Source organism: Enterobacter sp. UPMP701 (assembly GCF_053709515.1).
In genome coordinates this window covers 125,201-140,055 of sequence record NZ_JBSKJN010000004.1, presented here as the reverse complement: position 1 = coordinate 140,055, position 14,855 = coordinate 125,201, and the positions used below count along the sequence as shown (strand labels likewise).

Annotated in this window: 15 protein-coding genes; 8 read left to right on the top strand and 7 right to left on the bottom strand. The window is 55.6% G+C overall.

The window, feature by feature from the left end; genetic code table 11:
• Window positions 1-44 precede the first annotated feature (44 nt).
• The gene (gene cysM, locus ACWKXT_RS12215) at window positions 45-956 is read left to right on the top strand and encodes a cysteine synthase CysM (protein WP_454532541.1); all 912 of its coding nucleotides are present in this window, start codon (window positions 45-47) and stop codon (window positions 954-956) included.
• Between the two features lie 5 nt (window positions 957-961).
• Window positions 962-1,798, top strand: coding sequence for a pyridoxine/pyridoxal/pyridoxamine kinase (gene pdxK, locus ACWKXT_RS12210; RefSeq protein WP_454529054.1), 837 nt, complete (start codon window positions 962-964; stop codon window positions 1,796-1,798).
• Between the two features lie 44 nt (window positions 1,799-1,842).
• Here the strand turns inward: pdxK and crr are convergent, their stop codons facing one another.
• The 5 genes from crr to cysZ all read right to left on the bottom strand — a co-directional run bounded on the left by crr (window position 1,843) and on the right by cysZ (window position 6,636).
• The gene (crr, locus tag ACWKXT_RS12205; RefSeq protein WP_003861316.1) at window positions 1,843-2,352 is read right to left on the bottom strand and encodes a PTS glucose transporter subunit IIA; all 510 of its coding nucleotides are present in this window, start codon (window positions 2,350-2,352) and stop codon (window positions 1,843-1,845) included.
• A gap of 40 nt (window positions 2,353-2,392) precedes the next feature.
• Window positions 2,393-4,120: a phosphoenolpyruvate-protein phosphotransferase PtsI gene (gene ptsI, locus ACWKXT_RS12200; protein ID WP_116343133.1), complete on the bottom strand. Its 1,728-nt coding sequence runs from the start codon at window positions 4,118-4,120 to the stop codon at window positions 2,393-2,395.
• 44 nt (window positions 4,121-4,164) lie between these two features.
• The gene (gene ptsH / locus ACWKXT_RS12195; protein WP_000487600.1) at window positions 4,165-4,422 is read right to left on the bottom strand and encodes a phosphocarrier protein Hpr; all 258 of its coding nucleotides are present in this window, start codon (window positions 4,420-4,422) and stop codon (window positions 4,165-4,167) included.
• A 317-nt stretch (window positions 4,423-4,739) separates the two neighbouring features.
• Window positions 4,740-5,711, bottom strand: coding sequence for a cysteine synthase A (gene cysK / locus ACWKXT_RS12190; protein ID WP_028013996.1), 972 nt, complete (start codon window positions 5,709-5,711; stop codon window positions 4,740-4,742).
• A gap of 163 nt (window positions 5,712-5,874) precedes the next feature.
• Window positions 5,875-6,636 (bottom strand): sulfate transporter CysZ, encoded by a 762-nt coding sequence (gene cysZ / locus ACWKXT_RS12185; RefSeq protein WP_454532540.1) that lies wholly within the window; start codon window positions 6,634-6,636, stop codon window positions 5,875-5,877.
• 230 nt (window positions 6,637-6,866) lie between these two features.
• Between cysZ and zipA the strand changes: the two genes are divergently transcribed.
• From zipA to ACWKXT_RS12170, 3 genes are all read left to right on the top strand, one after another.
• Entirely contained in the window at window positions 6,867-7,850 is a 984-nt protein-coding gene (zipA, locus tag ACWKXT_RS12180; protein WP_454532539.1) for a cell division protein ZipA, read from the top strand.
• Window positions 7,851-7,919: 69 nt separating this feature from the next.
• On the top strand, window positions 7,920-9,935 hold the full coding sequence (gene ligA, locus ACWKXT_RS12175) for an NAD-dependent DNA ligase LigA (RefSeq protein WP_454532538.1): 2,016 nt from the start codon (window positions 7,920-7,922) through the stop codon (window positions 9,933-9,935).
• 1 nt (window position 9,936) lies between these two features.
• Window positions 9,937-10,152 (top strand): DUF3820 family protein, encoded by a 216-nt coding sequence (locus tag ACWKXT_RS12170; protein ID WP_003861328.1) that lies wholly within the window; start codon window positions 9,937-9,939, stop codon window positions 10,150-10,152.
• Here ACWKXT_RS12170 and ACWKXT_RS12165 read toward each other — a convergent pair.
• A complete protein-coding gene (locus ACWKXT_RS12165; protein ID WP_454529050.1) occupies window positions 10,149-11,144 on the bottom strand; it encodes a bile acid:sodium symporter family protein in 996 nt (331 codons plus the stop codon). The genes ACWKXT_RS12170 and ACWKXT_RS12165 overlap by 4 nt on opposite strands.
• 89 nt (window positions 11,145-11,233) lie before the next feature.
• Between ACWKXT_RS12165 and ACWKXT_RS12160 the strand changes: the two genes are divergently transcribed.
• Window positions 11,234-12,169, top strand: coding sequence for a LysR family transcriptional regulator (locus ACWKXT_RS12160; RefSeq protein ID WP_454532537.1), 936 nt, complete (start codon window positions 11,234-11,236; stop codon window positions 12,167-12,169).
• Here the strand turns inward: ACWKXT_RS12160 and ACWKXT_RS12155 are convergent.
• On the bottom strand, window positions 12,166-12,504 hold the full coding sequence (locus ACWKXT_RS12155) for a FlxA-like family protein (RefSeq protein WP_454529048.1): 339 nt from the start codon (window positions 12,502-12,504) through the stop codon (window positions 12,166-12,168). The genes ACWKXT_RS12160 and ACWKXT_RS12155 overlap by 4 nt on opposite strands.
• Window positions 12,505-12,711: 207 nt before the next feature.
• On the opposite strand from ACWKXT_RS12155, the gene xapA reads away from it, so the two are divergent.
• Window positions 12,712-13,536, top strand: coding sequence for a xanthosine phosphorylase (gene xapA / locus ACWKXT_RS12150; RefSeq protein WP_454529047.1), 825 nt, complete (start codon window positions 12,712-12,714; stop codon window positions 13,534-13,536).
• A gap of 51 nt (window positions 13,537-13,587) precedes the next feature.
• Window positions 13,588-14,844 carry a nucleoside permease gene (locus ACWKXT_RS12145; protein ID WP_454532536.1) on the top strand — a complete coding sequence of 419 codons (1,257 nt, stop codon included), beginning with the start codon at window positions 13,588-13,590 and terminating at the stop codon, window positions 14,842-14,844.
• Window positions 14,845-14,855 lie beyond the last annotated feature (11 nt).

Genomic DNA, 14,855 nt, shown 5'->3' with positions numbered 1-14,855 from the left:
CCCGGTGGCGTGATGCTTACCGGGCTTTTTATTGAGTAAAAATCGTGAATACACTCGAACACACCATCGGCAACACCCCTCTGGTCAAGCTTCAGCGCATGGGGTGTGCCAACGGCAGCGAAATATGGGTCAAACTCGAAGGCAATAACCCGGCGGGGTCGGTGAAAGACCGTGCGGCGCTGTCGATGATTGTCCAGGCCGAAAAACGTGGTGAAATTAAGCCCGGCGACGTGCTGATTGAGGCCACCAGCGGCAACACCGGTATCGCGCTGGCGATGATCGCGGCGCTGAAAGGCTACCGCATGAAGCTGCTGATGCCGGACAACATGAGCCAGGAGCGCCGCGCCGCGATGCGCGCCTACGGGGCCGAGCTGATTCTGGTAACCAAAGAGCAGGGAATGGAAGGCGCACGCGACTTAGCGTTAGAGATGGCCGAGCGCGGCGAAGGTAAGCTGCTCGATCAGTTCAACAACCCGGACAACCCGTACGCGCACTACACCACCACCGGCCCGGAGATCTGGCAGCAGACCGGCGGGCGCATCACCCATTTCGTCTCAAGCATGGGCACCACCGGCACCATTACGGGCGTGTCGCGTTTTCTGCGCGAGCAGGATAAAGCCGTCACCATCGTTGGCCTGCAGCCGGAAGAGGGGAGCAGCATTCCGGGCATTCGCCGCTGGCCTGCGGAGTATATGCCCGGCATCTTTAATGCGCAGCTGGTGGATCAGGTGCTGGATATTCATCAGCGCGAGGCGGAAAATACCATGCGTGAACTGGCCGTCCGTGAAGGCATCTTCTGCGGGGTCAGCTCGGGTGGCGCGGTAGCGGGTGCGTTGCGCGTGGCGCAGGCAAACCCCGGCGCGGTCGTGGTGGCGATTATCTGCGATCGCGGCGATCGCTATTTGTCTACCGGCGTCTTTGGTGAAGAGAGTTATTCGCAGGGGGCAGGGATTTAACCATCATGGAGATGATTCTATTCCGGGATAACACCCGGGCGCAGCAAACCGATATCGTCGCGGTGCAGTCGCAGGTGGTGTACGGCAGCGTGGGGAACAGCATTGCGGTACCGAATATTCGTACCCACAGGCTGAACGTGACCGCCGTGCCGACGGTACTGTTCAGCAATACGCCGCACTACGACACCTTCTACGGCGGGGTGATCCCCGACGAGTGGTTCAGCGGCTACCTGAAGGCGCTGGAAGAGCGCGAGATCCTGCGCGAGCTTAAAGCGGTCACTACCGGTTACATGGGCAGCGCCAGCCAGATCGCGCTGCTGGCACAGTGGCTGAAGGTGGTCAAAGCGCAGCATCCTGATCTGCTGGTGCTGGTCGACCCGGTCATCGGCGATATCGACAGCGGAATGTACGTGAAGCCGGATATCCCGGAAGCGTACCGGGAGCACCTGCTGCCGCTGGCGCAGGGGATTACGCCAAACGTCTATGAGCTGGAAGTGTTAAGCGGCAAACCGTGCCGGACGCCGGAAAGCGCTATTACGGCGGCACAGGGGTTGCTCTCTGACACCCTGAAATGGGTGGCAATCACCAGCGCGCCGGTGGCCGATGACCCGGAAAACATCCACGTAGTGCTGGTGACGCGTGAGGGGGTTACCGTCAGCGCGCATCCGCGCGTAGAAACCGATCTGAAAGGGACGGGCGATCTGTTCTGTTCAGAACTGGTGAGCGGAATTGTTGAGGGGAAAACCGTTGCCGATGCTATTCGCATGGCCGGCGATCGGGTGACTGACGTAATGCTGTATACCCAGTCGAAAGGTTACGACGAGCTTATCCTCCCGGCATAAACAAAAATGGCGCCCGAAGGCGCCATTTCTTTGTGCGGCAAGAATTACTTCTTGATGCGGATAACCGGGGTTTCACCCACGGTCACGCTGCCGGACAGTTTGATCAGTTCTTTGATTTCGTCCATGTTGGAGATAACAACCGGCGTCAGGGTAGACTTGGCTTTTTCTTCCAGCAGTGGCAGATCGAATTCAATCACCGGGTCGCCAACTTTAACACGCTGGCCTTCTTCCGCGATACGTTTGAAGCCTTCGCCTTTCAGTTCAACGGTGTCGATACCGAAGTGAACGAACAGTTCGATACCGCTATCAGATTCGATAGAGAACGCATGGTTGGTTTCAAAAATTTTACCGATGGTGCCGTCAACTGGAGCAACCATTTTGTTGCCAGTTGGTTTGATAGCAATGCCATCACCAACGATTTTCTCAGCAAACACTACATCCGGCACGTCTTCGATGTTGACGATCTCGCCGGAGAGCGGAGCAACAATCTCAATAGTTCCGGAGTCTTTCTTATCATCAGAAACCAGAGATTTCAGTTTATCGAACAAACCCATGATCTTCTCCTAAGCAGTAATTTGGGCCGCATCTCGTGGATTAGCAGATTGTTTTTTCTTCAATGAACTTGTTAACCAGCGTCATTAACTCGTCCGTTGTCGGTTGAGCAAGAGCCTGCTCTGCTAACACCTTCGCATCTTCGAAGTTCGTGTTACGGATAATCTTCTTAATGCGCGGGATGGAAATGGCGCTCATAGAGAATTCGTCCAGACCCATACCCAGCAACAGAAGTGTAGCACGTTCGTCGCCTGCAAGCTCACCACACATGCCAGTCCATTTACCTTCTGCATGAGAAGCATCAATAACTTGCTTGATCAAGTTCAGCACGGACGGTGACATTGGCTGGTAGAGATGTGAAATCATATCATTACCACGGTCAACTGCCAGGGTGTACTGCGTTAAATCATTGGTGCCGATACTAAAGAAATCAACTTCTTTGGCTAAATGACGCGCAATGGTCGCCGCTGCAGGTGTTTCCACCATCACGCCGATCTCAATTGACTCGTCAAATGCTTTACCTTCGTCGCGTAGTTCCTGCTTGTAGATTTCGATCTCTTTCTTCAGTGCACGCACTTCTTCTACAGAGATGATCATCGGGAACATGATGCGCAGCTTACCGAAAGCAGAGGCACGCAGGATAGCGCGAACCTGATCACGCAGGATCTCTTTACGATCCATCGCGATACGAATCGCACGCCAGCCCAGGAATGGGTTCTCTTCTTTCGGGAAGTTCATGTACGGCAGCTCTTTGTCGCCACCGATGTCCATGGTACGGACGATAACCGCCTGTGAGCCACACGCTTCTGCGACGGCTTTGTACGCAGCGAACTGTTCTTCTTCAGTTGGCAGCGCGTCACGGTCCATGAACAGGAATTCTGTACGGTAGAGACCAACACCTTCCGCACCGTTGCGCTCAGCGCCATCAACGTCGCGTACGGTACCGATGTTTGCGCACACTTCTACCTGATGGCCGTCCAGGGTGATGGCTGGCAGGTCTTTCAGCTTAGCGAGTTCCGCTTTTTCAGTCGCAACCTGCTCCTGAACCGCGCGCAGTTTTTCGATCTCTTCGTTAGTTGGGTTGACGTAAACCAGATTGTTTACGGCATCCAGAATCAGATAGTCGCCGTTTTTCACCTGAGAGGTGACGCTGCCGGTGCCCACGATCGCAGGCAGTTCCAGAGAACGCGCCATGATTGAGGTGTGGGAGGTACGGCCGCCCGCGTCGGTGATGAAACCGAGGACCTTTTTCAGGTTCAGCTGTGCGGTTTCTGACGGGGTCAGGTCAGCAGCAACCAGGATAACTTCATCCTGAATCGCGCTCAGGTCGATAATGGCCAGGCCCAGGATGTTGCGCAGCAGGCGCTTACCGATGTCACGTACGTCAGCCGCACGCTCTTTCAGGTATTCATCATCCAGTTCTTCCAGGGCAGTTGCCTGACCTTCGATAACTTCATGCGCAGCCGCGTCGGCCGTCATGCCTTTATCTTTAATCAGGGCTATGATTTCCTGCTCCAGCTCCTCATCTTCGAGCAGCATGATGTGCCCTTCGAAGATGGCTTCTTTTTCTTCACCGAAAGTTTCGCCAGCTTTAGTTTTGATCGCTTCCAGTTGCGCAGATGCCTTGGCACGACCGCTCAGAAAACGTTCAACTTCCTGATCAACCTTGTCGGCAGAAATTTTTTTCCGGTCGATGACGATCTCGTCTTCTTTCAGCAGCAGTGCTTTGCCGAAAGCGATACCCGGGGATGCTAAAATGCCTGAAATCATAACCCTACCTTACTTGTGACTGATATTTAAAAGAACCCGGAAACTTACTCGAGCTCAGCCATCAGTTTAACCAGATGCTCAACTGCTTTTTGCTCGTCTTCACCTTCAGCAGAGATGGTGACAACGGTGCCCTGAGTCAGGCCCAGAGTCTGCAGTTTGAACAGGCTTTTTGCGCTAGCGCTTTTGCCGTTGGAAGTTACAGTGATTTCAGAAGTGAAGCCTTTCGCTTCTTTAACAAACTGAGCAGCAGGGCGGGTGTGCAGACCGTTCGGAGCGGTAATGGTAACTTCTTGCTGGAACATTGTATTTCCCCAACTTATAGGTTTAGTGTTGTGGAACTAAAGTCTAGCCTGGCGGCTTAACTTTAGCCTGTATTGTTAGCGCTGACGTTTCAATCGTCATTAAACATTATGCAGCGAAAGGAAGACTTGAACCAAATCATAAAATCGATTCAGCAAGGCTATTTCGTTCACTGATTAATTTCACGCTTCAAAATAATTGCTGGTTTAAATACCAGACACAACGGGGTGAAGCAATGCCAGGAGGGGCAAAAGTTTGAAGCAGGCCACAAAAAAGCACCTGAAAAGGTGCTTTTTTACGCGTTATTAACATACTGGCACTACTGTTGCAGCTCTTTTTCTGTGAACAGATCGGCAAACAGTGCGGTGCTCAAGTAACGCTCACCCGAGGAAGGAAGGATAACCACAATATTCTTATTGGTAAAGGCTTCATCTTCCTGAAGTTTGAGCGCTGCCGCAACGGCCGCACCGGAAGAGATACCCGCCAGGATACCTTCTTCATCCATCAGACGACGCGCGGTAGAGATCGCTTCTTCGTTAGTGATGGCAACGACTTTATCGATCAGCTTCAGATCCAGGTTACCCGGAATGAAGCCCGCGCCGATGCCCTGAATTTTATGCGGGCCAGGTTTGAGCTCTTCCCCCGCCAGCGCCTGAGCGATAACCGGTGAGTCGGTAGGTTCAACGGCAACGGTAATCAGCTCTTTTTTACCTTTTGTGCCTTTTATATAGCGAGACACGCCCGTCAGCGTACCGCCGGTACCCACGCCAGAGATAAACACGTCAACCTGGCCGTCGGTATCTTCCCAGATTTCCGGGCCAGTGGTCTTCTCGTGAATTTCCGGGTTAGCCGGGTTGCTGAACTGCTGTAGCAGCAGATATTTCGCCGGATCGCTGGCCACAATCTCTTCCGCTTTCTGAATGGCACCTTTCATGCCCTTCGCGCCTTCGGTCAGCACCAGATTCGCGCCCAGCGCTTTGAGCAGTTTGCGACGTTCGATGCTCATGGTTTCCGGCATGGTCAGCGTCAGTTTATAGCCGCGTGCGGCAGCCACATAGGCCAGAGCGATACCGGTATTGCCGCTGGTCGGTTCTACCAGCTCAACGCCTGGCTTCAGTACGCCACGTTTTTCAGCATCCCAAATCATGTTTGCACCGATACGGCATTTTACGCTGAAGCTCGGGTTACGTGATTCGACCTTCGCCAGAATGCGTCCATTACCGATACGGTTCAGTCGAACCAGGGGCGTATGACCGATAGTCAGCGAGTTGTCTTCATAAATCTTACTCATGGCCTGTCCTTAACTGTATGAAATTGGGATACCGACCCAGCATACCTGTTGAGCAGGTAGGGGGAAGTAAGGAATTCGCATATCTATATACTGCAAGGAAATAATGGGGATCAGTATGGAATAAGGGGCGGCATAAGCCACCCCTGTTTTACACATTTTTGCATTACTTCCATAACGCGTGCTGAGCACGGTAGCAGTCAACCCACATCGCCGTCGCGCCGCAGACCGCGACGGGCATGATGAACAGGTTCAGGAAGGGAATCATCGTGAACAGGCTGGTTAGCGCGCCAAACTGCATATTGGCAACCTTCCGGGTCCGCAGGGCGGAGCGCATCGATTTAAACGGCACCTTGTGGTTATCGAACGGGTAGTCGCAGTACTGAATGGCCAGCATCCAGGCGCTGAACAGGAACCACAGCACCGGTGCGACCGTCTGCCCGATGCCGGGTACAAAGTAGAGAGCAAGCAGCACAACCGCGCGGGGGACGTACCAGGCAAACTTCTGCCATTCGCGCTTCATGATGCGCGGAAGATCTTTCATGATCCCCAGTACGCCCGTATCCGGCGGTGTTGCGCCAGTAAGCCGCGCTTCAAGCTGTTCCGCCAGCAGTCCATTAAACGGCGCGGCTATCCAGTTCGCAATTGTCGAAAAGAAGTACCCAAAGACCAGCAGCACGGAGATCACCGCCACCGGCCAGAGCAGGTAGTTAAGCCACTGCAGCCAGTCCGGCACGTAGCTCATCAGCGACGGGATCCAGCTTTCGAGCTTTGTGAACAGCCACCAGAACGCGCCGCCCATCAGAATAATGTTGATCAGCAGCGGAAGAATGACGAAGCGTCGGATACCCGGCAGTGAGGCCAGTTTCCAGCCCTGAGAAAAATACCAGACGCCGCTGCGCGAGGGAGAAGATGATGTTGAAACCATAACCAGGCTGTACTCCTTTTTTCACAACCAGTGGAATTGCCCGCCTATATTATCCACTTGCGGACCAATGACCAGTTCGGAAATGTTCGAAAAACCAGCAAAAAGCACAATTTACTTCATCTTTATGCTGTGAATGCTCTGCACACACTTGCACTTGACGTAAACGGCAAATACTCTTAGTGAGTAAATGTTTGCCGTGGTGGCAAGGTGTTAGAACAACAGAGAATATAATGATGCAGGATTTGCGTCTGATATTAATCATTGTTGGCGCGATCGCCATAATCGCTTTACTGGTACATGGTTTCTGGACCAGCCGTAAAGAGCGTTCCTCGATGTTTCGCGATCGCCCACTGAAGCGCATGAAGTCCAGTCGTGATGACGATGACAGTGAAGATGACATCGTAGATCGTGACGACGACGGCGTGGGTGAAGTTCGTGTTCATCGGGTCAATACTGCGCCCGGCGCGGCTCATGGGGAGCATGAAGCCCCCCGCGCTCCGCAGCACCAGTATCAACCGCCGTATGCCTCTGCCCAGCCGCGCCAGCCAGCGCCGCAGCCGGCGGAAGAACCGGTGCGTCAGCCGCCGCAACAGCCTGTGCACCAGCAACCCGTTGCGCCGCAACCGGTTCAACAGCAACCTGTGCAGCAGCCCGTACAGCAGCAGCCTGCTCAGCCTGTACCACAGCCACAGCAGCCTGTGCATGTACAGCCAGCGCCGCAGCCCGCTCCGGCTCCGCACGTTGAGCCAGAGCCGGTCGTCGAGCCTGAACCGGTGGTTGAAAAACCGCAGCGTAAAGAAGCGGTGATCATCATGAACGTGGCCGCGCATCATGGCAGCCATCTCAACGGTGACGTGCTGCTTAACAGTATTCAACAGGCAGGGTTTAAATTTGGCGATATGAATATTTTCCATCGCCACCTGAGCCCTGACGGTAGCGGCCCGGCGCTGTTCAGCCTGGCCAATATGGTCAACCCGGGAACCTTCGACCCGGAAATGACCGGTGATTTCGTGACACCGGGTGTCACTATCTTTATGCAGGTGCCGTCCTACGGCGACGAGCTGCAAAACTTCAAGCTGATGCTGCAGTCCGCTCAGCACATCGCTGACGAAGTGGGTGGCGTTGTACTTGACGATCAGCGTCGTATGATGACGCCGCAGAAGCTGCGCGAGTATCAGGACCGCATCCGCGAAGTTAAGGAAGTCAACGCGTAATCGTCGCGTTTACTTCAACTCCTCCTCAACCCCCGCCTGTCGGGGGTTTTTTCTCATTGATGGTGCGATATGGACTCAATCGAACAACAACTCACTGAACTGCGAACCACGCTTCGCCATCATGAATATCTCTATCATGTTATGGACGCGCCAGAAGTGCCGGACGCAGAGTACGACCGCCTGATGCGCGAGCTGCGTGAACTGGAGGCGCAGCACCCGGAATTGATTACGCCTGATTCCCCGACCCAGCGCGTTGGCGCTGAGCCGCTGGGGGCTTTCAGCCAGGTGCGTCACGAAGTGCCAATGCTGTCGCTGGACAACGTCTTTGATGAAGAGAGCTTCCTCGCGTTTAACAAGCGCGTGCAGGACCGTCTGAAGAGCAGCGATTCCCTCACCTGGTGCTGCGAGCTGAAGCTCGACGGCCTGGCGGTCAGCCTTCTCTATGAAAACGGCGTGCTGGTGCGTGCCGCCACGCGTGGCGACGGTACGACGGGGGAAGACATCACCACCAACGTGCGAACCATCCGTGCTATCCCGCTGAAGCTGCAGGGTGACAACATTCCTGCGCGTCTGGAAGTGCGCGGCGAGGTGTTTCTCCCGCAGGCGGGCTTTGAAAAAATCAATGAAGAAGCGCGTCGTACTGGCGGAAAAGTGTTTGCTAACCCGCGTAACGCGGCTGCAGGCTCTCTGCGCCAGCTTGACCCGCGTATCACCGCGAAGCGACCGCTTACTTTCTTCTGCTACGGCGTCGGTATTCTGGAGGGGGGCGAGCTGCCGGATACGCATCTCGGGCGTCTGCTGCAGTTTAAGGCATGGGGTCTGCCGGTAAGCAACCGCGTTCAGCTCTGCGACTCGCCGGAAGCGGTGCTGGCGTTCTACCATAAAGTAGAACAGGACCGCCCGACGCTCGGCTTTGATATTGATGGCGTTGTCATCAAGGTCAATTCGCTGGCGCTGCAGGAGCAACTGGGCTTTGTGGCGCGCGCGCCGCGCTGGGCGGTGGCGTTTAAGTTCCCTGCCCAGGAGCAGATGACCTTCGTTCGCGACGTGGAGTTCCAGGTGGGACGGACGGGAGCCATTACGCCGGTCGCACGTCTGGAGCCGGTACAGGTCGCGGGCGTGCTGGTGAGCAACGCTACGCTGCATAACGCCGATGAAATCGAACGCCTGGGCTTACGCATTGGTGACAAAGTGGTGATTCGCCGCGCGGGCGATGTTATCCCGCAGGTGGTTAACGTTGTTGAGTCAGAGCGTCCTGACGATACGCGCGAGGTTGTATTCCCGACCCACTGCCCGGTGTGCGGCTCTGACGTTGAGCGTGTTGAAGGCGAAGCGGTGGCCCGCTGTACGGGCGGCCTGATATGCGGCGCGCAGCGTAAAGAGTCACTCAAGCACTTCGTCTCCCGACGCGCAATGGACGTCGACGGGATGGGCGACAAGATTATCGATCAGCTGGTTGAGAAAGAGTATGTCCACACACCAGCGGATCTCTTCAGGCTGACGGCAGGTAAGCTGACCGGCCTGGACCGCATGGGGCCAAAGTCAGCCCAGAACGTGGTGAACGCGCTGGAGGCCGCCAAAGAGACCACCTTCGCCCGTTTCCTGTACGCGCTGGGCATTCGTGAAGTGGGCGAAGCGACGGCCGCGGGTCTGGCGGCGTACTTTGGTACGCTGGAGGCGCTGGAAAAGGCCAGCATCGACGAGCTGCAGAAAGTGCCGGATGTCGGCATCGTCGTTGCCACGCATGTCTTTAACTTCTTTGCCGAAGAGAGCAATCGTGACGTCATCGGCCAGCTTCTGGAGGTGGGCATCAAGTGGCCCGCGCCGGTAGTGGTTAATGCGGAAGAGATCGACAGCCCGTTCGCCGGAAAAACGGTGGTCCTGACCGGTAGCCTGAGCCAGCTCTCCCGCGATGATGCAAAAGCGCGTCTGGTGGCGCTGGGGGCCAAAGTGGCGGGCAGCGTGTCGAAGAAAACCGACCTGGTGATTGCCGGGGAAGCGGCGGGTTCTAAGCTGGCGAAAGCTCAGGAGCTCGGCATTGAGGTTATCGACGAAGCGGAAATGATGCGTCTGTTAGGAGAGTAGCGTGGAGAAAGAGCAGCTCGTTGAGATCGCCAATACGGAGATGCCGTTCGGTAAATATAAGGGCCGCAGGCTGATCGATTTGCCGGAGGAGTACCTGCTGTGGTTCGCCCGTAAGGACGAATTTCCTGCCGGACGACTGGGCGAGCTGATGGCTATCACGCTCCTGATTAAAACCGAGGGGCTGACCCAGCTGGTGCAGCCCCTGAAACGTCCTTAAGCCTTTGCGGCGCGGGTCTCTTCCTGCGCCAGCTTTTCCGTCTGGCGCTTGTAGCGACGCGCCAGTACCGCGCAGACCATCAGCTGGATCTGATGGAAAATCATCAGCGGCAGCACCATCATCCCAATCACCGAGGTGGGGAACAGAATGTTGGCCATCGGGATACCGTTCGCCAGGCTCTTCTTGGAACCGCAGAAGACAATGGTGATCTCATCGGCTTTGCTGAAGCCGCACTTGCGCGCCACAAAGACGTTGACCGTAATGACAATCGCCAGCAGGACGATGCTGACCACTACGATAAACAGCAGCGAGCCTGCACCCACCTTGTGCCAGATCCCGTTCACAACCGCTTCGCTGAAGGCGGAATAGACCACCAGCAGGATCGACGACTGGTCGGTTTTGGAGATCCATTTCTTGTGCTTCGCCACGAATGCCCCGGTCCACGGACGCGAGAGATGGCCCAGGACAAACGGCAGCAGCAGCTGCAGACAGATTTTGCCAACCTGCTCAAGGTTACCTTCCGCGCCGTGCATGTTCATCAGCAGGCCCACCAGCAGCGGGGAGACGAAAATCCCCAACAGGCTGGATGCCGACGCCGAACAGACCGCGGCCGCAACGTTCCCGCCCGCCAGAGAGGTAAAGGCGATGGCGGACTGCACGGTGGCTGGCAGAATACAGAGGTACAGGAAACCAGTGTAGAGCGCCGGATCGACGTTAACCGGCGCCCACCAGGCAAACAGCACCCCGAGGATCGGGAACAGGATGAAGGTGCTGCACATTACCCAGAGATGCAGTCGCCAGTGGCTACCGCCAGCAATAATTGCTTCGCGGGAGAGTTTTGCACCGTGCATAAAGAACAGCAGCGCGATGGCGGCCGTCGTCAGCCCCTCAAAAAACGGGACGAAACCACCGCGGGCGGGGAAGAACGAGGCCAGTAAAACGGTAGCGACCAGGGTGAGCGTAAACGGATCAAGAATACGAAATAGTTTCATAATGACTCCTGAAAACAGATGTCGCTATTGTGCTTTTTTCCATTTGAGAAATAAAATTGATTTATTGCATCCATTTATGAATTAAACAGATGAATTATTCCCTACGCCAGCTTCGCATTTTTGTCACCGTCGCCCAGGCCCGCAGCTTCAGTCGGGCAGGGGAGATGATTGGTCTGAGCCAGTCGGCGGTCAGCCACAGCGTGAAAGAACTGGAGAATCAGACCGGCGTCCGGTTGCTTGACCGCACCACGCGCGAAGTGGTCCTGACCGAAGCGGGGCAGCAGCTGGCTCTGCGCCTCGAACGCCTGCTGGATGAGCTCAACAGCACGCTCCGGGATGTGGGGCGGCTGGGACAACAGCTTTCAGGAACCGTACGGGTTGCGGCCAGCCAGACGATATCCGCACACCTTATCCCGCAGTGTATCGCCGAGGGAAATCATCGTTACCCTGACATTGATTTTGTCCTGCATGACAGGCCGCAGCAGTGGGTGCTGGAAAGCATCCGCCAGGGGGATGTGGATTTTGGTATTGTGATCGATCCCGGCCAGGTGAGCGATCTGGAGTGTGAAAGCGTCCTGTCTGAGCCGTTTTTACTGCTCTGCCGGGACGACGATCCGCTGGCATCGCTGCCGGAAGCCAGCTGGCAGTCTCTGCAGGGCGCTAACCTGGTTTTACAGGATTATGCCTCGGGCAGTCGACCGCTGATTGATTCCGCGCTGGTGAATCAGGGCGTTAAGGCAACGATCGTGCAGGAGATTGGTCATCCGGCAACGCTGTTTCCGATGGTGGAAGCCGGCATTGGCATCAGCGTGTTGCCCGCTCTGGCGCTTCCCCTGCCGCAGGGGAGTCGACTGGCGGTGAAGCGACTGACGCCCGTTGTCGAAAGAAAGCTGATGCTGGTGCGGCGAAAAAATCGTTCGCTCTCGGGTGCGGCGCAGGCTATCTGGGAAGTGGTGCGTATCCAGGCACAACGATTAACCGAAGCCCGCATACGCGACCCACTGTTTAACGCGTCAGAAGATTAGATGTAGATATCGATCTGATTATTGTCTGACGGGCTGTTCACCCCTTCCACTTTGCCCAGTTTTAGATCCTGCTTCTTCTGGGCCTCTTCAGCCTGCTGGCGCTGCAGCGCGGCGAGCTGCGCCTGCAGCACTTTGATCTGGGTCTGAATCAGTTCCTGCTGCTTCTTCTTCTCATCCGTGCTGACGGGACTGTTTGCCAGTTCTTTTAATTGCTGAGTCAGCTTTTTGATCTTGTCGAGAATGCGGGTGATTTGCGCAGAAATATCGTTACTGCTCGAAGTTCCACTCGCGCCGCTGGTTTGAATAGGTTGGGTTGAAGCCTGAATGGTCGTCATACTTTTTCCTCGCGTTATAAAACAGAGGTATCGGCACCGACGGGATTAGCTTGAGCAAAACTGCCATATCTGGCAGGGAGTTGCATCGATACACAATCAGTATTGATGGTGCAGGGAAAGTGTATTGGAAGCAGAGTACAGGCTCCGGATATAAGACTAAGGTCATGCGATCCGTGATATCGCAACCTTCATTCTCAAGGAGCCTCTATGACCCTCTCAAATAACCCGTGGTACTGTGCCGATATCATCCGTGCGGCTAAACCAAACTTCACCCCTCGCGTGGCGTTTATTCTCGGCTCCGGCCTTGGCGCGCTAGCCGACCAGATAGAGGACGCCGTTTCCCTGAGCTACGAAAAGCTGCCGGGCTTCCCGGTGAGCACCGTGCATGGACATGCTGGCGAGCTGGTGTTGGGGCATCTGGCCGGGGTGCCTGTGGCCTGCATGAAGGGGCGAGGGCACTTCTATGAAGGGCGCGGAATGACCATCATGACTGACGCGATCCGCACCTTTACGCTGCTGGGGTGTGAACTGCTGTTTAGCACCAATGCGGCGGGCTCACTGCGCCCGGAGGTTCAGCCTGGAAGCCTGGTTGCCCTGAGCGACCATATCAACACCATGCCAGGTACGCCGATGGTGGGGCTGAACGATGAGCGCTTCGGCGAGCGTTTCTTCTCGCTGGCTAATGCTTACGACGCGGATTACCGTGCCGTTCTGCAAACCGTGGCAAAGAAAGAAGGCTTCCCGCTGCATGAAGGGGTGTTTGTCTCTTATCCCGGCCCGAACTTCGAGACGGCGGCGGAGATCCGCATGATGCAAATTATCGGCGGCGATGTGGTCGGTATGTCCGTGGTCCCCGAAGTGATTTCCGCGCGTCACTGCGGCCTGAAGGTCGTGGCCGTTTCGGCGATAACCAATCTCGCTGAAGGCCTCGGTGAGGTCAAACTCTCGCATGAACAAACTCTTGCTGCAGCCGAACTTTCCCGCCAGAACTTCATCAATCTTATCTGTGGTTTCCTTCGCCATATTGCCTGAGTAAAACAATAAAGTGGCCCTCCGGGGCCACACTGCGATAAGGAATGGGTTATGAACATCACGACTCGCTTAAAGCTGATGTCCTTTATGCAATATTTTATCTGGGGGAGCTGGCTGGTTACCCTCGGCGCTTACATGATCAACACTCTACACTTTACCGGCTCTGACGTGGGCATGGTCTACAGCTCCAAAGGCCTTGCCGCGATCGTTATGCCTTCGCTGGTGGGGATTATTGCCGACAAGTGGCTACGGGCCGACCGCGCCTACGTTATTTGCCACCTCGTCTGCGCCATCGCGCTCTGCTATGCCGCGCAGGTAAATGAGCCGGGGCTGATGTTCTGGGTCATGCTGGTCAATGCGATGGCCTTCATGCCGACCATTGCGCTCTCGAATACGATTTCCTACTCCTGTCTTGAACGGGCTGGACTTGATACGGTGAGCCATTTTCCGCGCGTGCGGGTGTACGGTACCGTGGGCTTTATTGCGGCAATGTGGGCCATAAGCCTGATGGGGGCGGAGCTAAGTAACGTGCAGCTCTACATTGCGGCTGGCGCGTCTCTGCTGCTGGCGCTCTATTCTCTGACGCTGCCGGCCATTCCGGTTATGAAGTCGAAAACGTCTCCGTCGCTGGCAAGCAAGCTGGGCCTCAATGCGTTTATCCTGTTTAAGCAGCCCCGTATGGCGGTGTTCTTTTTATTCGCCATGCTGCTCGGCGCCGTGCTGCAGATAACCAATACTTTCGGTAGTCCGTTCCTGCATGATTTTGCGCGAAATCCGGTGTATGCCGACAGCTTTATCGTTAAATACCCGTCCATTTTGCTCTCCGTCTCGCAAATGTCTGAGGTGTTCTTCATTCTGACCATTCCGTACTTCCTCGGGCGCTTTGGCATTAAAGCCGTCATGCTGATGAGCATGGTGGCCTGGATGCTGCGGTTCGGTCTGTTTGCCTTTGGCGACCCGTCCGCGACGGGCTTTGCGCTGCTCATGCTCTCAATGATTGTTTACGGCTGCGCGTTCGACTTCTTCAACATTTCCGGCTCTGTATTTGTTGAACAGGAGGTCACCGCCGATATCCGCGCCAGCGCGCAGGGGCTGTTTATGACGACCGTTAATGGTATTGGGGCGTATTTCGGATCGGTGTTGAGCGGTGCGGCGGTCGATTATTTCTCGGTTGACGGGGTGAAGGACTGGCAGACGATCTGGCTGGTGTTTGCGGCCTATGCGCTGGCCCTTGCCGTGGTGTTTTATTTCAGCTTTAACTATCGCCACACCAGTAAAAACAGCGAGATGCGCACAGTTGCGCACTAAATTTCCCCTCC